The 19,523-nt window shown below is 72.1% G+C and carries 11 protein-coding genes; 3 read left to right on the top strand and 8 right to left on the bottom strand.

Going from position 1 to position 19,523, the window contains the following annotated elements:
• The first annotated feature begins 304 nt into the window (after positions 1–304).
• Complete coding sequence (locus OG896_RS30620; protein ID WP_329370527.1) at positions 305–2,140, top strand: bifunctional metallophosphatase/5'-nucleotidase; 1,836 nt, start codon at positions 305–307, stop codon at positions 2,138–2,140.
• Here OG896_RS30620 and OG896_RS30615 read toward each other — a convergent pair.
• The gene (locus tag OG896_RS30615; protein ID WP_329370525.1) at positions 2,109–3,545 is read right to left on the bottom strand and encodes a lysine N(6)-hydroxylase/L-ornithine N(5)-oxygenase family protein; all 1,437 of its coding nucleotides are present in this window, start codon (positions 3,543–3,545) and stop codon (positions 2,109–2,111) included. The genes OG896_RS30620 and OG896_RS30615 overlap by 32 nt on opposite strands.
• Positions 3,542–4,927 carry a pyridoxal phosphate-dependent decarboxylase family protein gene (locus OG896_RS30610; protein ID WP_329370523.1) on the bottom strand — a complete coding sequence of 462 codons (1,386 nt, stop codon included), beginning with the start codon at positions 4,925–4,927 and terminating at the stop codon, positions 3,542–3,544. Before OG896_RS30610 ends, OG896_RS30615 begins: the two co-directional genes overlap by 4 nt.
• A 324-nt stretch (positions 4,928–5,251) precedes the next feature.
• On the opposite strand from OG896_RS30610, the gene OG896_RS30605 reads away from it, so the two are divergent.
• Positions 5,252–5,992, top strand: coding sequence for a hypothetical protein (locus OG896_RS30605; RefSeq protein WP_329370521.1), 741 nt, complete (start codon positions 5,252–5,254; stop codon positions 5,990–5,992).
• A 130-nt stretch (positions 5,993–6,122) separates the two neighbouring features.
• On the opposite strand, the gene pepN is transcribed toward OG896_RS30605, so the two are convergent.
• Positions 6,123–8,627: an aminopeptidase N gene (gene pepN / locus OG896_RS30600; RefSeq protein WP_329370520.1), complete on the bottom strand. Its 2,505-nt coding sequence runs from the start codon at positions 8,625–8,627 to the stop codon at positions 6,123–6,125.
• A 140-nt stretch (positions 8,628–8,767) separates the two neighbouring features.
• Here pepN and OG896_RS30595 point away from each other — a divergent pair, with 140 nt between their 5' ends.
• Positions 8,768–9,694: a hypothetical protein gene (locus tag OG896_RS30595; RefSeq protein WP_329370518.1), complete on the top strand. Its 927-nt coding sequence runs from the start codon at positions 8,768–8,770 to the stop codon at positions 9,692–9,694.
• A 178-nt stretch (positions 9,695–9,872) separates the two neighbouring features.
• Here the strand turns inward: OG896_RS30595 and OG896_RS30590 are convergent, their stop codons facing one another.
• The 5 genes from OG896_RS30590 to OG896_RS30570 all read right to left on the bottom strand — a co-directional run bounded on the left by OG896_RS30590 (position 9,873) and on the right by OG896_RS30570 (position 19,203).
• A complete protein-coding gene (locus OG896_RS30590) occupies positions 9,873–11,336 on the bottom strand; it encodes a glutamate synthase subunit beta (RefSeq protein WP_328462869.1) in 1,464 nt (487 codons plus the stop codon).
• Positions 11,329–15,933 (bottom strand): glutamate synthase large subunit, encoded by a 4,605-nt coding sequence (gene gltB, locus OG896_RS30585; RefSeq protein WP_329370515.1) that lies wholly within the window; start codon positions 15,931–15,933, stop codon positions 11,329–11,331. The genes OG896_RS30590 and gltB overlap by 8 nt, the downstream gene beginning before the upstream one ends.
• A gap of 404 nt (positions 15,934–16,337) precedes the next feature.
• Complete coding sequence (locus tag OG896_RS30580; RefSeq protein WP_329370513.1) at positions 16,338–17,075, bottom strand: VIT1/CCC1 transporter family protein; 738 nt, start codon at positions 17,073–17,075, stop codon at positions 16,338–16,340.
• Between the two features lie 177 nt (positions 17,076–17,252).
• Entirely contained in the window at positions 17,253–18,275 is a 1,023-nt protein-coding gene (lgt, locus tag OG896_RS30575; protein ID WP_329370511.1) for a prolipoprotein diacylglyceryl transferase, read from the bottom strand.
• Positions 18,276–18,378: 103 nt separating this feature from the next.
• The gene (locus OG896_RS30570; protein WP_329370509.1) at positions 18,379–19,203 is read right to left on the bottom strand and encodes a DsbA family protein; all 825 of its coding nucleotides are present in this window, start codon (positions 19,201–19,203) and stop codon (positions 18,379–18,381) included.
• Positions 19,204–19,523: the final 320 nt, after the last annotated feature.

The following is a 19,523-nucleotide window of genomic DNA, read 5'->3' as shown; positions in this document are numbered from 1 at the left end:
TATGACTTACTCGTTGGTAGGGAGCGCGGTGACGTCAACAGCCCAACGACGTTCGGATTAACGGTTGTTGACAAGTATCGAAGTGTGCAGGGGCCCGCTCCGATGAGCGCGTCCGTCACCCTCGGTGGCGGTCCGCGCGCCTTACCTGCGACGGCCGCCGTCCGATCATGGGCGGATCGTGTACGAGCGATGGTCCGTTCACCCGCCGGGGGTGTTGCAAGCGGCTTCGCGTGGTCCAGAATCTACGCGCGTTGCAGTTTCGAACCCGGCCCCACGTGCCGCTCATCCCGCAGGGAGAACCCAGATGCCGCTCAACCGCAGGGACTTCATCAACCGATCCGCCGCGACAGGTGCGGGTGTCGCGCTCACCGGCGCGGCCGGCGCGGTGGCGGCGACCCCCGCGCAGGCGTCCGACAAGCGCCCCGGGCACGGCCACGGGCCGGGCCACCGGCCCACGACGTACAGCCTGCGCGTGCTGGGCACCACCGACGTGCACGGCCACGCCCTGAACTGGGACTACTTCACCGACGCCGAGTACGACGACGCCGACCACAACGACGTCGGCATGGCCAAGCTCGCCACCCTGATCGAGGACGCCCGCGCCGAGAAGGGCCACGACCGCACCCTGCTGGTCGACGCCGGCGACATCATCCAGGGCACCCAGCTGTCGTACTACTACGCCCGCGTCGAGCCGATCACCGGCGCACGCAAGGGCCCCAAGCACCCGATGGCGCTGGCGATGAACCAGATGAAGTACGACGCCGCCGCGCTCGGCAACCACGAGTTCAACTACGGCATCCCGCTGCTGCGCGCCTTCCAGGACCAGTGCGACTTCCCGCTGCTGGCCGCCAACGCGGTCGACGCCAAGACGCTGCGCCCGGCCTTCCCGCCCTACCTGGTCAAGGAGTTGCGGGTGAAGGGCGGCCCGAACATCAAGGTCGGCATCCTGGGCCTGACCAACCCCGGCATCGCGGTGTGGGACAAGGCCAACGTGCAGGGGCAGCTGGCCTTCCCCGGCCTGGTCGAGCAGGCGAAGATCTACGTCCCGAAGCTGCGCGCGCTCGGCTGCGACGTGGTGTTCTGCACCGACCACTCCGGCCTGGACGGCAGCACCACCTACGGCGACGCGGTGCCCTACCCGGAGAACGCGTCCTCGCTGGTCGCCGCACAGGTGCCCGGCATCGACGCGATCCTGGTCGGCCACACCCACGTGGAGCGCCCGCAGACGCTGGTGGTCAACGAGCAGACCGGCAAGACCGTGGTGCTGTCCGAGCCGCTGATGTGGGGCATGCGGCTGAGCGTCTTCGACATCGACCTGGAGCTGGAGCACGGCCGCTGGAAGGTCACCTCGGTGCAGGCCGGGGTGCGCAACGCCAACACCGTCGCCGAGGACCCGGTCGTCGCCAAGCTGGTGCGCGACGAGCACCAGAAGGTCGTGGCCTACGTCAACCAGGTCGTCGGCACCTGCACCGAGGCGATGTCAGCGGCGGAGTCCACCTACAAGGACACCCCGATCATCGACTTCATCAACCAGGTGCAGTCCGACACCGTCACCGCCGCGCTGGCCGGCACCCAGTACGCCGACCTGCCGGTGCTCTCCCAGGCGTCGCCGTTCTCCCGCACCGCGTCCATCCCCGCCGGGCAGGTCTCGCTGCGCGACGTGGCGGGCCTGTACGTCTACGAGAACACCCTGGACTCGAAGATCCTCACCGGCGCCCAGGTCAAGGACTACCTGGAGTGGTCCGCGGAGTACTTCGTGCAGACCGCGCCGGACGCCCCGGTCGACGTCACCAAGATCACCAACGCGAACAACACCCCCGACTTCAGCTACGACGTGCTCAGCGGGGTGTCGTACGACATCGACATCGCGCAGCCGGCCGGCTCCCGGATCGTGAACCTCACCCACGGCGGGGCGGCGATCGACCCGGCCGCGCAGTTCGTGCTCGCGGTGAACAACTACCGCTCCAGCGGCGGCAGCAACTACCCGCACGTGGCGACCGCGCAGTCGGTGTGGTCCAGCTCCGACGAGATCCGCAACACCATCATCGCGTGGGTGCAGGCGCGCGGCACGATCGACCCGTCCACCTTCGGCGGCGACCAGTGGCGGCTCACCCGCGCCGGAGCGCCGCTGTTCGGGTAGGCACGTCGCTCGCGGCGGCGCCGTCGAGTCCGAAGGTGGTGAAGGCGGTCCTGGCCGGCAGGGGGTAGTGCTCCTCGCCGGTCAGCAGCGCCGTCAGGTCGTTGAGCACCAGCGCGGAACGCCAGGCCGCCAGGCCCAGGTCGGGGGCGCCGACGCCGTGCGAGTGGCGCTCGGCGTTCTGCACGTAGACCCGGCCGGAGACCGACCGGTCCAGCCGCATCCGGTAGCGGGCGTCGATCCTCGGCCGCCCCGCCTCGTCCCGCTCCATGTACGGCGCGAGCGGGTCGAGCAGGCGGTCGAGGGGGCGCTCTTCGTAGCCGGTGGCCAGCACCACGGCGCTGGTGACCAGCCGGGTGCGGGTGCCCTGGTCGGCGTGTTCCAGGTGCAGTTCGACGCTCTGGGTGCCGAGCCGGCCGGCGGTGCGGACGGCGACACCGGGGGTGAGCACCGCGTCGGGCCAGCCGCCGTCCAGGGTGCGGCGGTACAGCTCCTCGTGGATCGCGGCGATGGTGTCGGCGTCGATGCCCTTGTGCAGCTGCCACTGCCGCGGCACCAGCCGGTCGCGGACCGGCTCGGCCAGGCCGTGGAAGTAGCGGGTGTAGTCGGGGGTGAAGTGCTCCAGGCCGAGCTTGCTGTACTCCATGGGCGCGAACGCCGGGGTGCGGGCCAGCCAGGTGATCCGCTCCCGGCCGGCCGGGCGGTTGCGCAGCAGGTCGAGGAAGACCTCGGCGCCGGACTGGCCGGAGCCGACCACCGTGATGTGGTCGGCGGCCAGCAGCCGGGCCCGCTCCTCCAGGTAGCGCGAGGAGTGCACGACCGGCACCGTGGGCGTGTCGGCCAGTGGCCGCAGCGGCTCGGGGACGTGCGGCCGGGTGCCGATGCCGAGCACCAGGTGGCGGGCGTAGGTGCGGGCCAGCGCCTCGGCCTCGCCGTGCGCGTCGACGTGGGTGTGGTCCACCTCGAACAGGGCGCGGGCCGGGTTCCACCGCACGCTGTCGACCTGCTGGCCGAAGTGGGTGGTGGGCAGCGACTCCGCGACCCAGCGGCAGTAGGCGTCGTACTCGGCGCGGTGCACGTGGAAGCGCTCGGCGAAGTAGAACGGGAAGAGCCGCTCGCGGCTCTTCAGCCAGTTCAGGAAGGTCCAGCGGTTGGCCGGGTCGGCGAGGGTGACCAGGTCGGCGAGGAAGGGCACCTGCAACGTGGCGCCGTCGATCAGCAGTCCGGGGTGCCAGCGGAAGTCGGGGCGCTGGTCGTAGAAGGCGGCGGTCAGGCCCGGCAGGCCGTCGGCGAGCGCGGCCAGCGAGAGGTTGAACGGCCCGATGCCGATGCCGAGCAGGTCGAACGGTTCGTCCGCGGGCGCGGCGGTGTCGGGGGCGCCGTCGGTACCGGCCGGAGTGGGGTTCATCGTGCCGTGGTGCCTTCCGTGGTGAGCTTCAGCAGCGTGTCGAGGTCGTCGGAGCGCAGGTGCGGGTTGAGCAGGGTGGCCTTCAGCCACAGCCGGCCGTCGGCGCGGGCCCGGCCGAGGACGGCGCGGCCCTCGTACATCAGGCGGCGGCGCAGTTCGGCGGTCTCCTCGTCGTCCGCGGCGGTCGGGCGGAACAGGACGGTGCTGATCGCGGGGGGTGCGTGCAGGGTGAGCGCGGGGTGGCGCCGGACCCGGTCGGCGAGGTCGGTGGCGAGGTCGCAGACGGTGTCCACCAGGGCGGCGATGCCCTCGCGGCCCAGCGCGCGCAGGGAGACGGCGATCTTGAGGACGTCGGGGCGGCGGGAGGTGCGCAGGGACCGGCCGAGCAGGTCCGGCAGGCCGGCCTCGGTGTCGTCGGCGGCGTTGAGGTAGTCGGCCTGGTGGGTCAGCGGGCGCAGCGCGGTGCCGTCGGGCACGGCGAGCAGGCCGGCGGCGACCGGCTGCCAGCCGAGTTTGTGCAGGTCGAGGGTGACCGACACCGCGGACTGCAGGCCGTCGAGCTTGGCGGCCTCGCGGCTGCTGAACAGCAGCGGCCCGCCGTAGGCGGCGTCCACGTGCAGTTCGGCGCCGTGGGCTCCGGTGACGTGGGCGATGGCGGGCAGCGGGTCGATCGCACCGCTGTCGGTGGTGCCCGCGGTGGCCACCACCAGGGGGCGGCCGGGCAGTTGGTCGAGTGCGGTGTCCACGGCCGCGGGATCGAGCACGCCGGCGGGGGTGTCCAGCACGATCGGCTGCGGCAGGCCGAGCAGCCAGGCGGAGCGCTGGACGCTGTGGTGGGCGTTGGCGCCGCACACGACCTGGACCCGGGGGCCGCCGGCGGCGCGCTCGCGGGCGAGCAGCAGCGCGAGCTGGTTGGATTCGGTGCCGCCGGTGGTCACCAGGGCGTCGGGGGCCGGCAGGTCGGGGTAGACGACGGCGGCCAGCGCGGCGGTCACCCGCGCTTCGAGGGCGCTGGCGGCCGGCGCCTGGTCCCAGGAGTCCATGGACGGGTTGAGCGCGGAGGCGGCCAGGTCGGCGGCAGCGGCGACGGCCAGCGGCGGGCAGTGCAGGTGCGCGGCGCACAGCCCGTCGGCGGGGTCGGCGGCGCCCGCCGCCATCAGGTGCACCAGCGTGGCGAGGGCTTCGTGCTCGCCGGTGCCGGAGCGCGGCAGCACGTCGGGGACGGCCCGCTCGACGAGCCGGGCCACTTCCTCGGGGCCGCCGCGCGGCATCGGTCCGCCGCGGTCGCGCGCGCCCTCCGCCAGGGCGCCGCACACGGTGTCCACCAGGGGCCGCAGCGCCTCGGCGGCTCCACGTCCACCGGCAAGTCCGGGCATCGGCATGGTCGTTCCTCACTCAGCGGCGGCGCGACGCGGTGCGCGTCGGCGCCCGCCGGCGCGCACGACAAGGGCGCCCTGCTCAACGACGATTGGCCCGAATGGGTACGTTCCGGCGGTTGTTCTGACCGCACGGGCCGCCGCCGGCGGGATGTACGGCGTGAACCCGGAATGGATGCGGTCCAGTTGTGGAGATCCCGTACAGCAAAGCCGTGGTGTTTCCGGTTCGGGAGGTTCGGGTGGGGCGGTCGGATAGGTTCGTGCGGGCCGCATCGGTTCGATTGCGGCCGTTTTGCTGAGACTTTCGACCATCTGTCCGGGGGGACTTCCGTGCGTATCAAGAAGGCTGCCGCGTCCGTGGCCGCGCTCGCGGCCTGTGCTCTGCTGCTGACGGCGTGCAACGACGACACACCCGCGGCCGACGGCACCACGCCGCCCGCTTCCGCGTCCGACACCGCGACGCCGGCCCCGGTGCCGACGACGCCGCCGCCCACCACGCCCGACGGCGACAAGCTCAAGGCGGCGCTGCCGACCGTCGCGACGCTGCCGTCGGGCTGGACGGTGGAGAAGGGCAGCGAGGCCGACAGCGCCAACGGCCTGGCCGACCCCGACCCCGCCCGGCTGCCGACCGACACCTGCAACGACGCGCTCACCGTCGTGGAACCCGACGACCTGCTGACGGACTACCGGGCCTCGGACGCGTACGAGACGATCCTGGACCCGATGAGCAGCTCCCAGGAAGTGGCGTTCGCCGGCTTCGAAGGGGACAACGCGGAGAAGCTGATCACGACGATCAAGACCGTGGTGAAGCGCTGCGGGACCTACGAGGCGAACACCGGCGACAGCAAGAAGGTCACGACCACGTCGACGCTGACGCCGGTGAAGGACCTGGGCGACGAGGCGTACGCGTTGAAGGTCACCCCGAAGGGCGACTACGAGAGCAGCACCGACATCCTGGTGCGGTCCGGCAACGTGATCCTGTGCGTCGACGCGGGCTCGTCGGAGCTCACCGAGCCGGAACTGATCGCGCAGACACGGAAGTTCGCCGCGCCGATGCCGATCAAGCCCTGATCGGGCGGCCGTTGGGGCCCGGCCCGCGCTCTCGCGCGCGGGCCGGATCTCCCCCCGGGCTTCCCGGTCCTCCTGGCGCCCCGATCAGCCGGCGATCAGCCGCCGTTCAGCCCGCCGTTCAGCCCGCCGTTCAGCCGCCGAACACCTGCCGGACCCGCAACGCCCTTGCCAGATCGTCCAGTTGGTCGTCGAACGTGCGGCGCAGCGCAGGGATCACGGCGGGGTCGTCGAGGGCGGCCCGGCCCAGCGCGAGCGTCTCCGCGGTGATCTCGGTGAACGGGAAGCCGCTGCGGGCGACCATGTTCGCGACGGCCGGCCCGCGGCGGGCGGCGAGCGCGACGGCGTCGGGGAAGTAGCGGGGCAGGTAGCCGTCCAGCAGGGCCCGCTGCTCGTGCTGCCAGAAGCCTTCCGCGGCCGCGCCGAGCAGCGGGTTGGAGCTGGAGTCGTCATGGAAGATCGCCTGCCAGGCGGCGGACTTGGTGTCCTTGTCGGGCAGCGCCGCACGGCAGCGGGCGGCGGACTCGTGGCCGGTGGCGCTGGTGTCGCGGGCCAGTTCCGCGTCGATGTCGGCGGCGCCGGCCGCACCCAGCACGGCCAGCCGCGCCAGCAGCAGCCAGCGCAGCTCCTGGTCCAGCGTGCCGCCGCCGGGGAGCACGCCCCGGTCGTACCAGTCGCGCAGTTCGGCCGCGTCGGTGGCGCTCAGCGCGGAGGCGATCAGCGCGCGGGTGGCGGTGAGCCGGTTGCCGGCCCGGCCCTCGGCGAGCAGCGCGCGGGCGGTCCCGGCGAGGCCGGCGAGCGCGTCGGGCCGCAGCGCCGGGTCGAGGTAGCGGTCGGCGACGGTCGCGCGGGCGAAGGTGAGCACGCCCTGCACGATCGCCGGGTCGGACTCGGCCGGCAGATGCCGGCCCACCAGCGCCAGGTACTCCGCGGGCGCCAGCCGGGCGTCGCGCACCAGGTCGCGGGCCGCGTTCCACGCCACCGAGCGGGACAGCGGGTCGGGGATGCTGCCGAGGGCGTCGCGGACCGCCTCCCACGAGCGGTCGTCGAAGCGGACCTTGACGTAGCTGAGGTCGCCGTCGTTGAGCAGCACCAGGTCGGGCCGGGGGCCGTCGAAGGTACGGCGCTCGACCGCGGCGGTGGCCGTGATGTCGACGGTGGCGCGCTCGCGCAGCACCAGCCGCGCCGGGTCGCCGGGGGCCCGGTCGTACAGTCCGACGCCGATGCGGTGCGGGCGTTCGCCGCTGTGGCCGATCTCCAGCCGCCAGCCGCCGGGCGCGGGCGAGGCGGCCGGGGTGAGGGTGTCCACGCCGGTGGTGCGCAGCCATGCCTCGGCCCACGCCGTCACGTCGCGGTCGGTGGCGGAGGCGAGCGAGTCGATCAGGTCGGCGAGGCGGGCGTTGCCGAAGCGGTGCCGGGCGAAGTGCTCGTTGAGGCCGGCCAGGAAGTCCTCGTGGCCCATCCACGTGATGAGCTGGCGCAGCGCGGAGCCGCCCTTGGCGTAGGAGATGCCGTCGATGTTGGTCAGCGCGGACGCGGTGTCGGGGACGTCCTCGGGCAGCGGCGCGACCGGGTGGGTGGAGGGGCGCTGGTCGCTGTCGGAGCCGCGGAACTTGCGGTGGGCGCCGTAGCCGGTCCAGGCGTCGTCGAAGCCGGGGGCCTCGGAGGCGATCTGGAAGCCCATGTACTCGGCGAACGACTCGTTCAGCCAGATGTCGTCCCACCAGCGCAGGGTGACCAGGTCGCCGAACCACATGTGGGCCATCTCGTGGGCGATGACCACCGCGCGGTCCAGCAGTTCGGTGGGGGTGGCGGCGGAGCGGTAGACGTACTCGTCGCGCAGGACGACCAGACCGGGGTTCTCCATCGCGCCGAAGTTGAACTCGGGCACGAACGCCTGGTCGTAGGAGTCGAACGGGTACGGCTCGGCGAACATCTCGCGGTAGCGGTCGAAGCAGCCGAAGGTGAAGGCGAACAGGTCGGGCGCGGCCCGGTCCAGGTGCTCGGCGAGCGAGCGGCGGCAGTGCAGGGCGAACGGCAGCCCGGCGTGCTCGGCGCGCACCGTGTGGTACGGCCCGGCGGCGACCGCGACGACGTACGTGGGCAGCGGCGGGGTGGTGGCCATCTGCCAGCGGCCGGGCGCGGTGCGGGTGGCGGTGCCGTTGCCGAGCACCGCCCAGTCCTCCGGCGCGGTGACCGCCACGTCGAAGCGGGCCTTCAGGTCGGGCTGGTCGAAGGCGGCGAAGACCCGGCGGACGTCGTCGAGGAAGAGCTGGGTGTACAGGTACGTCTCGCCGTCGGCGGGGTCGGTGAAGCGGTGCAGTCCCTCGCCGGTGTGCGAGTAGTTCATGTCGGCCTCGACCCGCAGTTCGTGCGGGCCCGCGGTGAGTCCGGGCAGCGGCAGCCGGTTGCCGTCGGCCAGCGCGTGGTCGAGCGGGGCGCCGTCGAGCAGCACCCGGTGCAGGGCGGCGGGCTCGATCTCGGCGAAGCTGTCGCAGTCGCGGAGCGCCGCGAATCGGATGACGGTGGTCGATCCGAAGCGTTCCTCGCTCCTGGTGAGGTCGAGGTCGATCGCGTAGTGCTCTACGGCCAGGTCACGGGCGCGGGTCTCGGCCTCGGCGCGGTTGAGGGCAGGCATGCCCCTCATGCTGCCGCACGAAAGCCGCTGGTGGAACGCCTTTGCCGATCATGAATGCGGTGGTGGTGCACACATTCGGTTCCCGGGCCCGCCCGCCGCGGGCGGGCGTGGCCTAGGCTCGCAGGGGCGGGGAGGTGGTCATGGGCGAGGGAGCCGGGGGCGGCGAGGAAGCCGCCGGGGGGCCGATCGTGCACGGGTTTCCGCACCTGGAGACGGTACGCGGCGCGCTGACCGCGATCCATCGGCGGCTGTCGGCGGACGGGGTGGCCCGGTTCGCGACCAGCGTGCGGCCGGAGCTGGTGGACTTCCCCGACGACGAGGACCCGTATCTGGGCGCGCTGCGGGTGGCCCGGGTGATGGTGCAGCACCTGCGGCTGCCGGACGCCCGGATGGTGGTGGGCTTCCGCGACATGGCGCACGCCGGGAACGTCGAACTGGCCGCGGGCCCGGAGTACTTCGTGGAGCTGCACTCCCGTTTCCGGACCGACCGGCGGGACGTGGGGGCCGCGCTCGCCCACGAGGTGATGCACGTCTACCTGCACCGGCTCGGCCTGTCCTTCCCCGGCACCCGCGACAACGAGATCCTCACGGACACCGCGACCGCGTACCTCGGTGCGGGCTGGCTGCTGCTGGACGCCTACCGCGAGGAGCCGTCGATGCGCGGGGACCGGATGACGATGTCCGCGTACAAGCTGGGGTATCTGACGCCCGAGGAGTTCGGGTACGTCCTGGCCAAGCGGGCGGCCGCCCTTGGCGACGACATCGAGCCGTGGTTCCGCAGCCCGCAGGCCCGCGACGCCTACCGGGTCGGCCTCACCCGCGCCCACCAGGACCTGCGCAGGCCGCCGCTGGCCGCCGCGTCGTGGGCGGCCCGCCGCCTCTACGCCAAGAACCGCCGGGCCGGCGTCGCCCCCGCCGCGGCCGACTACTCCTTCGAGGGCTCCCCGGACCGGCTGCGCGTCTCCTTCCCCTGCCCCACCTGTTTCCAGCGCATCCGCCTCCCCTGCAAGGGCCGCCTGCGCGCCCGGTGCACCCTGTGCAGGACGGAGCTGGAGTGCGAGACGTAGGAGCCGCCTCACGGGGGCGCCCCTTCGGGGGAACGCCCTCCGCGAGGGCGCCGCGGAAAGGTGCAGCGCTCGCCTCCTTGGTCGGGGAGTGGCGAGCGCTGCGGGTGTTGCTGCGTACCGCACGCCGTTGTGCGGGACATCTCGGGGGCCGGGCGGAGCCCGGCGGAAGCCGCTCGGGTCAGACCGTGAGCGGCCGGTCGGTCGGACGGATCGGCGAGGGCAGAGCCGACGGCACCCCCGTGAGGTACGCGTCGACGGACTTCGCCGCGGAGCGCCCCTCGGCGATGGCCCACACGATCAGCGACTGGCCGCGGCCGGCGTCACCGGCGACGAAGACCCCGTCGACGTTGGTCGCGTAGGAGCCGTCCCGCGCGATGTTGCCGCGCGCGTCCAGTTCCAGGCCGAGCTGCTCGATCAGCCCGTTCTTCTGGTCGGTGCCGGTGAACCCCATCGCGAGGGTGACCAGGTCGGCCGGGATGACCCGCTCGGTGCCCTCCTGGGGCACGAACTTGCCGTCCTGGAAGACCACCTCGACCAGGTGCAGTTCGCGCACATGCCCGTCGGCGTCGCCGGTGAACTTCACGGTGTTGACGGCGTAGACCCGCTCGCCGCCCTCCTCGTGCGCGGAGGTCACCTTGTAGACCATCGGCATCGTCGGCCACGGCTGGTGCGCGGGCCGCTCGTCGGACGGGCGCGGCATGATCTCCAGCTGGGTGACGGACAGCGCGCCCTGCCGGTGCGCGGTGCCGACGCAGTCCGCGCCGGTGTCACCGCCGCCGATGACCACCACGTGCTTGCCCTCGGCGGTGATCGGCGGGGCGACGAAGTCGCCCTCCTGCACCTTGTTGGACAGCGGCAGGTACTCCATCGCCTGGTACACGCCGGTCAGTTCGCGGCCCTCGACCGGCAGGTCGCGCCACTGGGTGGCGCCGGCCGCGATGACCACGGCGTCGTACCGCCGGGCGAGCTTCGCGCCGTCCAGGTCGGTGCCGATCTGCACACCGGTACGGAACTTGGTGCCCTCCGCCCGCATCTGCTCGATCCGGCGGTTGATGTGCCGCTTCTCCATCTTGAACTCGGGGATGCCGTACCGCAGCAGGCCGCCGATCCGGTCGGCCCGCTCGTAGACCGCGACGGTGTGGCCGGCCCGGGTGAGCTGCTGGGCGGCGGCCAGGCCCGCCGGGCCCGAGCCGATGACGGCGACGGTCTTGCCGGACAGCCGCTCCGGCGGCTGCGGCGTGACGTCCCCGTTGTCCCAGGCCTTGTCGATGATGGTGACTTCGACGTTCTTGATCGTCACCGGCGGCTGGTTGATGCCGAGCACGCACGCGGTCTCGCACGGCGCCGGGCACAGCCGCCCGGTGAACTCCGGGAAGTTGTTGGTGGCGTGCAGCCGCTCGGACGCGGCGGTCCAGTCCTCGCGGTAGGCGTAGTCGTTCCACTCCGGGATGAGGTTGCCGAGCGGACAGCCCTGGTGGCAGAACGGGATACCGCAGTCCATGCAGCGGCCGGCCTGCTTGCTGACGATCGGCAGCAGGCCACCGGGGACGTAGACCTCTTTCCAGTCCTGCTTGCGCTCCTCGACCGGGCGGGTCGGGTTGTTCTCACGCGGGGTGGTGAGGAAGCCCTTGGGGTCAGCCATTTGCCGCCTCCATCATCTTCGCGGTGGTCTCGGACTCCGAGAGTCCGGCCTGCTCGGCGGCGTTCTTGGCGGCGAGCACTGCCTTGTAGTCCCTCGGCATGACCTTGCCGAAGCGGGTGAGGGCACCGCCCCAGTCGGCGAGCAGCCGCTCGGCGACGGTCGAGCCGGTCTCCTCGAAGTGGCGGCGCACCACGTCGTGCAGCCACGTGATGTCGTCGGCGGTGAGCTGCTCGATCTCGACCATGCCCGGGTTGACGCAGTCCGGGTCGAGGTCCAGCAGGTAGGCGATGCCGCCGGACATGCCGGCCGCGAAGTTCCGGCCGGTGGCGCCGAGCACGACCGCCCGGCCGCCGGTCATGTACTCGCAGCCGTGGTCGCCGACGCCCTCGGCCACCACGGTCGCGCCGGAGTTGCGCACGCAGAACCGCTCGCCGGTGCGGCCGCGCAGGAACAGCTCGCCGCCGGTGGCACCGTAGGCGATGGTGTTGCCCGCGATGGTGGACTCCTCGGCGAGGTGGTCCGCGCCGCGGTCCGGGCGGACGATCACGCGGCCGCCGGACAGGCCCTTGCCGACGTAGTCGTTGGCGTCGCCCTCCAGCCGCAGGGTGATGCCCTTGGGCAGGAACGCGCCGAAGGACTGGCCCGCGGAGCCGGTGAAGGTGATGTCGACGGTGTCCTCGGGCAGGCCGGCGCCGCCGTACTTCTTCGTCACCTCGTGGCCGAGCATGGTGCCCACCGTGCGGTTGACGTTGCGGATCGGCACCTGCGCGCGGACCGGCGCACCGGACTCCAGCGCCTCGGCGGCGAGCCGGATCAGCTCGTTGTCGAGCGCGCGGTCCAGGCCGTGGTCCTGGCCGGTGATGCGGTGCAGCGCCGCGCCCTCGGGCAGCTCCGGCACGTACAGCAGCGGGGCCAGGTCCAGGCCCTGCGCCTTCCAGTGGTCCACCGCGCGGCCGGCGTCGATCAGTTCGGCGTGGCCGACGGCCTCCTCGATGGTGCGGAAGCCCAGCTCGGCGAGGAGCTCACGGACCTCCTCGGCGATGAACTCGAAGAAGTTCACCACGAACTCGGGCTTGCCGGAGAACCGGTCGCGCAGCACCGGGTTCTGGGTGGCGACGCCGACCGGGCAGGTGTCCAGGTGGCACACCCGCATCATGATGCAGCCGGAGACGACCAGCGGCGCGGTGGCGAAGCCGAACTCCTCGGCGCCGAGCAGCGCCGCGATCACCACGTCCCGGCCGGTCTTGAGCTGGCCGTCGGTCTGCACCACGATCCGGTCCCGCAGCCCGTTGAGCAGCAGCGTCTGCTGGGTCTCGGCGAGGCCGAGCTCCCAGGGACCGCCGGCGTGCTTCAGCGAGGTGAGCGGGGAGGCACCGGTGCCGCCGTCATGGCCGGAGATCAGCACCACGTCGGCGTGCGCCTTGGACACGCCCGCCGCGACGGTGCCGACGCCGACCTCGGAGACCAGCTTGACGTGCACCCGCGCCCTGGGGTTGGCGTTCTTCAGGTCGTGGATGAGCTGGGCGAGGTCCTCGATGGAGTAGATGTCGTGGTGCGGCGGCGGCGAGATCAGGCCGACGCCCGCGGTGGAGTGCCGGGTGCCGGCGATCCACGGGTAGACCTTGTGGCCGGGCAGCTGGCCGCCCTCGCCGGGCTTGGCGCCCTGCGCCATCTTGATCTGGATGTCGTCGGCGTTGACCAGGTACTCGGAGGTGACGCCGAACCGGCCGGAGGCGACCTGCTTGATGGCGCTGCGCCGGGCCGGGTCGTACAGCCGCTCCGGGTCCTCGCCGCCCTCGCCGGTGTTGGACTTGCCGCCGAGCTGGTTCATCGCGATGGCGAGCGTCTCGTGCGCCTCGCGGGAGATCGAGCCGTACGACATGGCGCCGGTGGAGAACCGCTTGACGATCTCGCTGACCGGCTCGACCTCGTCGATCGGGACGGCCGGGCGGTCCTGCTTGAGGCCGAACAGGCCGCGCAGCGTCATCAGCCGCTCGGACTGCTCGTTCACCCGCGAGGTGTACTGCTTGAAGATGTCGTAGCGCCGGGTGCGGGTGGCGTGCTGGAGCCGGAAGACGGTGTCCGGGTCGAACAGGTGCGGCTCGCCCTCGCGGCGCCACTGGTACTCGCCGCCGATCTCCAGCCGGCGGTGCGCGGCGGGGATGCCGGAGACCGGGTACGCCTTGGCGTGCCGGGCGGCGACCTCCTGCGCGATGACGTCGATGCCCGCCCCGCCGATCTTGGTGTCGGTGAGGTGGAAGTAGGTGTCGACGAACTCGGCGTCCAGGCCGACCGCCTCGAAGACCTGCGCGCCGCGGTAGGAGGCGACGGTGGAGATGCCCATCTTGGACATCACCTTCAGCACGCCCTTGCCGAGCGCCTTGATCAGGTTCCGCATCGCGGTCTCGGCGTCGACGCCGGGCAGGAAGGTGCCGGCCCGGACCAGGTCCTCGACGGACTCCATGGCCAGGTACGGGTTGACGGCCGCGGCGCCGTAGCCGATCAGCAGTGCGACGTGGTGCACCTCGCGGACGTCGCCGGCCTCGACGATCAGCCCGACCTGGGTGCGCTGCTTGGTGCGGATCAGGTGGTGGTGCACCGCGGAGGTGAGCAGCAGCGACGGGATCGGGGCGTGCTCGGCGTCGGAGTGCCGGTCGGAGAGCACGATCAGGCGGGCGCCGTCCTCTATGGCGGCGTCGGCCTCGGCGCAGATCTCGGCCAGCCGCGTGGCGAGCGCGTCGCCGCCGCCGGCCACCCGGTACAGGCCGGAGAGCGTGGCGGCCTTCAGGCCGGGCAGGTCGCCGTCGGCGTTGACGTGGATGAGCTTGGCCAGCTCGTCGTTGTCGATCACCGGGAACGGCAGGGTGATGTTGCGACAGGAGGCCGGGCTGGGCTCCAGCAGGTTCCCGGACGGGCCGATGGTGGAGATCAGCGAGGTGACGAGCTCCTCGCGGATGGCGTCCAGCGGCGGGTTGGTGACCTGCGCGAAGAGCTGGGTGAAGTAGTCGAAGAGCAGCCGGGGCCGTTCGGAGAGCGCCGCGATCGGCGAGTCGGTGCCCATCGAGCCGAGCGGCTCGCCGCCGGTGCGCGCCATCGGCGCGAGGATGACCCGCAGCTCCTCCTCGGTGTAGCCGAAGGTCTGCTGGCGGCGGGTGACCGAGGCGTGGGTGTGCACGATGTGCTCGCGCTCGGGCAGGTCGGCGAGGTTGATCAGCCCGGCGTCCAGCCAGTCCGCGTACGGGTTCTGGGCGGCCATCTCGGCCTTGATCTCGTCGTCCTCGACGATGCGGTGCGAGGCGGTGTCGACCAGGAACATCCGGCCGGGCTGCAGCCGGCCCTTGCGGACCACCCGCTCCGGGGCGATGTCGTGCAGCACGCCGGACTCGGAGGCGAGGACCACCAGGCCGTCGTCGGTGACCCAGTAGCGGCCCGGGCGCAGGCCGTTGCGGTCCAGGACCGCGCCGACGAGGGTGCCGTCGGTGAAGGTGACGCACGCCGGACCGTCCCAGGGCTCCATCAGCGTGGAGTGGTAGCGGTAGAAGGCGCGGCGGGCCGGGTCCATCGAGGCGTGGTTCTCCCACGCCTCGGGGATCATCATCAGCACGCTGTGCGGCAGCGAGCGGCCGCCGAGGTGCAGCAGTTCCAGCACCTCGTCGAAGGACGCGGTGTCGGAGGCGCCGGGGGTGCAGATCGGGAAGATCCGCTCCAGGTCGGCGGGGGTGCCGGCGGAGCCCGCGGCCTGCGCGGTGCTGCCGTCCGCCGGGCGCACCGGGCCGAACAGCTCGCTGGCCAGCTGCGACTCGCGGGCCCGCATCCAGTTGCGGTTGCCCTTGACCGTGTTGATCTCGCCGTTGTGCGCGACGAACCGGTACGGGTGGGCGAGCGGCCAGCTCGGGAAGGTGTTGGTGGAGAAGCGGGAGTGGACCAGCGCGATGGCGGTGGCGAACCGCTCGTCGGACAGGTCGGGGAAGAACGGCTCCAGCTGGCCGGTGGTGAGCATGCCCTTGTAGACGATGGTCCGCGCGGACAGCGACGGGAAGTACACGTCGGCTTCACGCTCGGCGCGCTTGCGCAGCACGAACGCGGGCCGGTCCAGGTCGATGCCGGCGCGGTGCCCGGCCTGGTCGGCGACGAAGAGCTGGGCGAAGTAGGGCATGGTGGAGCGGGCGGTGGCACCGAGCAGGTCGGGGTCGGTCGGCGTCTCGCGCCAGCCCAGGACCGTCAGGCCCTCTTCGGCGGCGATCCGCTCGATGGCGTCGACGGCCTTGGTGCGGTCGTCGTGCTCGTGCGGCAGGAACGCCAGGCCGACGGCGTACTGCCCCGCGGCGGGCAGCTCGAAGCCGACGGCCGCGCGGAGGAAGGTGTCCGGGATCTGCAACAGGATGCCCGCGCCGTCGCCGGAGTCCGGCTCGGCACCGGTGGCGCCGCGATGTTCCAGGTTGCGCAGGACGGTCAGCGCCTGCTGGACGAGCGCGTGGCTCGCCTCGCCGCTGAGGGTGGCGACAAAGCCGACGCCGCAGGCGTCGTGCTCGTGGCGGGGATCGTACATCCCCTGCGGGGCGGGGCGCCCGTCCATGAACGCGGAACGCGAACGCATGGCTCTCCCGTCGTCGTCATTTGGCTGATATGCATCGCCCGTCATGGGCATGCGCAACAGGGACGACGTTGGCCCTCTGCGATTTCGTGCAGGTTACATGATGGACGAGTGTTCGAGAAGCGGATACTCGATTCCAGCATGTGGACATGCGGGGTGAATCTCGGGAGGTGGAACGGCTACTTCAGGCCAGCGTCGTACCGCGGGGTTTACGGACGATCCCGGCGCTGCGAGCGGGGGTGCCCCGCGCGCAGCTCGACGAACCTTTTCGGGAAAGCTCTGCCGGTTGCGTTACCGACTGATGCCCCGTGCGGCCGACGCTGAAACGAGGGGGAAACAGAACCTTGTGCCAGGTTGTCGGCCCCACCCGTACTTTCGATGGTACGGCCGGTCGTCAAGGGGGCGGGTCAGCCCACCGCGGAGCCGATCAGGGAGCCCAGCGCGAAGGTGACACCGCCCGCGGCGGCGCCCAGCACGAGCTGCCGCAGCCCGCTGTACCACCAGGAACGCGCGGTGACCCGGGCCACCGCGGCCCCGCAGCCGAAGAGCCCGACCATCGCCAGCCCGACCGCCGGCCACAGCACCGAAGCGCCCAGCAGGTACGGCAGCACCGGCAGCAGCGCGCCCAGCGCGAAGCAGACGAACGAGGAGGCCGCCGCGACCAGCGGCGAGGGCAGGTCGTCGGGGTCGACGCCCAGCTCCTCGCGGGCGTGGATCTCCAGCGCCTGCTCGGGGTCGACGGACAGCTGCCGGGCCACCTCGTGGGCCAGCTTCGGCTCCACTCCGCGCGACACGTACAGCGCGGCGAGCTCGCGCAGCTCCGCCTCCGGGTTGCGGTCCAGCTCGATCCGCTCGACCGCCAGCTCCGCCTCGACCAGCTCGCGCTGCGAGGCGACCGAGGTGTACTCGCCGGCCGCCATCGAGAACGCCCCGGCGGCGAGCCCGGCCAGACCGGTCACCGCCACGGTCCGGGCGCTCACGTCACCGCCCGCGACCCCCGTCATCAGCGCGAAGTTCGACACCAGCCCGTCCATCGCACCGAACACCGCCGGCCGCAGCCACCCGCCGCTGACGTCGCGGTGGGTGTGCTCGGGCTCGTGGTACGGCGCGGCCGAACCGGCCGGCTCGATGGTGGCCGTCGTCATGTCCCTACCCCTCCCCCGGGCGCCCCAGCGACCCGCGTACGTCTGCCAACGGTTCGACCGTACGTGGCATTCCGGGTCGCCGCCAGCAAGGGAAGGCTGCCCTGACCTGCGGATTCGTCCCCCGATGTGGGGAGTCAGGGCCGGCCGCGAAGAAGGCGCCGGGGCGGGATCAGGAGGTCAGGAGGACTGCGAGGGCTGCTCGGACTTCGCCCCGGCGGGCGCGACACCGGCATCGGCACCGGCATCGACGTCGGCCACGTCGGACTCCGCCGACGCCTTGGTCATGTCGACCGCGTCGCCCGCGTCGGAGTGCTCGGACGCCGAGGAGTCCGCGGCGTCACCCGCCTCGCCGGGCTCGGCGCCTTCGGCTCCGTCCGCCGCCACCGCGGCGGGCTCGACCACGGCCTCCCGGCCGGGCCGCAGCCTGGACGACACCACCATGTAGACCACGGCACCGATGAAGCAGACGATCGCCGTCCAGTCGTTGAGACGCAGTCCCAGGATGTGGTGGGCGTAGTCGGACCGCATGTGCTCGATCCAGCCGCGGCCGACGCAGTACGACGCCACGTAGAGCGCGAAGGCCCGGCCATGGCCGAGCTTGAAGCGGCGGTCGGCCCAGATCACCAGGAACCCGACGCCGATGCACCACAGGCACTCGTACAGGAACGTCGGCTGGTAGATGCCCGGCACCCGGTCGCCCGCGGTGCTGGTGATCTTCAGGCCCCACGGCAGGCGGGTGTGGTTGCCGTACAGCTCCTGGTTGAACCAGTTCCCCCAGCGGCCCAGGGCCTGCGCGAACGCGATGCCGGGGGCGATCGCGTCGGCGTAGGCCGGCAGCGCGATGCCGCGCCGGCGGCAGCCGATCCACGCACCCAGCGCGCCCAGGGCCACCGCGCCCCAGATGCCCAGGCCGCCGTCCCACACCTTGAAGGCGTTCACCCAGTCGTTGCCGTTGGTGAAGTACAGCTCGTAGTCGGTGATCACGTGGTAGAGACGGCCGCCGACCAGGCCGAACGGCACCGCCCACACGGCGATGTCCGCGACGGTCTCCCGCTTGCCGCCGCGGGCGATCCACCGCTTGTTCCCGAGCCAGACGGCTACGAAGACGCCGATGATGATGCAGAACGCGTAGCCACGCAGCGGGATCGGTCCGAGATGGATGACACCGCGCGACGGGCTGGGAATGTATGCGAGTTCCATGGCAGTCCCGACGCTACCGTGCCGGGCGGGTAGTACGGCAACCCGCCCGGCTACGTCTGGATAACGTCCTACCTCCGGCGGAGGGTCGGAACGGTCGGAACGGTCAGGACGGGCTGGGCGTGGCGGTGACCTTGCCGGGCTTCTTGCCCTTGTTCGCGGCCTGGACCATCTGCTTGAGCGAGTCCGGGGTCAGCGCCGAGGTGCCGTAGATGCTCTTGCCGTTGAGCAGCACCGTCGGGGTGGAGTTGTAGCCGGCGGTGTTGAACGCCTGGTTGGACTTCTTCACCCACGCGTCGTGTGTGCCGTTGTTCACACAGGCGGTGAACGCCGCGTTCTTCAGGCCCGGGACCTTCCCGGCCAGGGTGAGCAGGTTCTGCTTGTCGCCGAACTTGTCGTCCTGCTCGTCCGGCTGGTTGTCGTAGAGCACGTCGTGGAAGGCGCGGAACTTGCCCTGGTCCTGGGCGCAGGCGGCGGCGTTCCCCGCGTTCAGCGAGCCGTCGCCGCCCAGGTTGCCGTCGATGAGGGTGACCAGGTGGTACTCCGTGCGCAGCTCGCCGCTGTCCTCCAGGCTGTGGATCGTCGGCGTGAAGCTCTTCTCGAAGGCGTCGCAGGCCGGGCAGCGGAAGTCCTCGTACACGGTCAGCGTGGACGGCGCGTCGGCCGCGCCGACCGGGATCACCAGGTTGTCCTTCCCGGTGGCGCCGCGTGGCGCGGTCACGGTGCCCGCGGAGTCGCCGGCGGTGCTCTTCTTGTTGCTGTCGTGGTCGGCCACCGCGATGGCGATGCCGGCGGCGACGGCCAGCACGACCACGACTCCTCCCGCCACCATCAGGGTCCGCTTCCGCTTCGCCCGGGCCTTGTCCCTCTCGCGCTGCGCCTGCAGCGCCTGGCGCGCGCTGGTTTTTCCGTTCCGGTTCTTCTCGCTCACGCCGTTCCAACGCGGGAGCGCTGCGCTTGGCTTGTGCCGTGCGGTGATTTCGCCCGGGCGGGTGACCTTTTGTGCACGTAAGGGTGACGGGACCGCCCGGGCTGCCCGGTGCTGTCGGCTCCGGGACCTTGCGGTGGGTGGGCGGCGGCTGGTCGCGCGGTCCTCCCCCAGAGCTTCGCCTGGGAGGTGCCCCCACGCGCCCCTGCGGGGCGCACCTTCCTCCGCGGAAGGAGCCGCACCACAACAGGGGCGCGGGGAACGGCACGCGCGACCCAGCACCGGCAGGTGGTCCCTGAACCGGGAGAACCACCCACCCCGGA

This window comes from Streptomyces sp. NBC_00669 (genome assembly GCF_036226785.1).
In the GTDB taxonomy this organism is placed as follows: Bacteria; Actinomycetota; Actinomycetes; order Streptomycetales; family Streptomycetaceae; genus Actinacidiphila.
The sequence above is the reverse complement of the archived record's forward strand: the minus strand, read 5'-3'. Positions and strand labels throughout refer to the sequence as shown.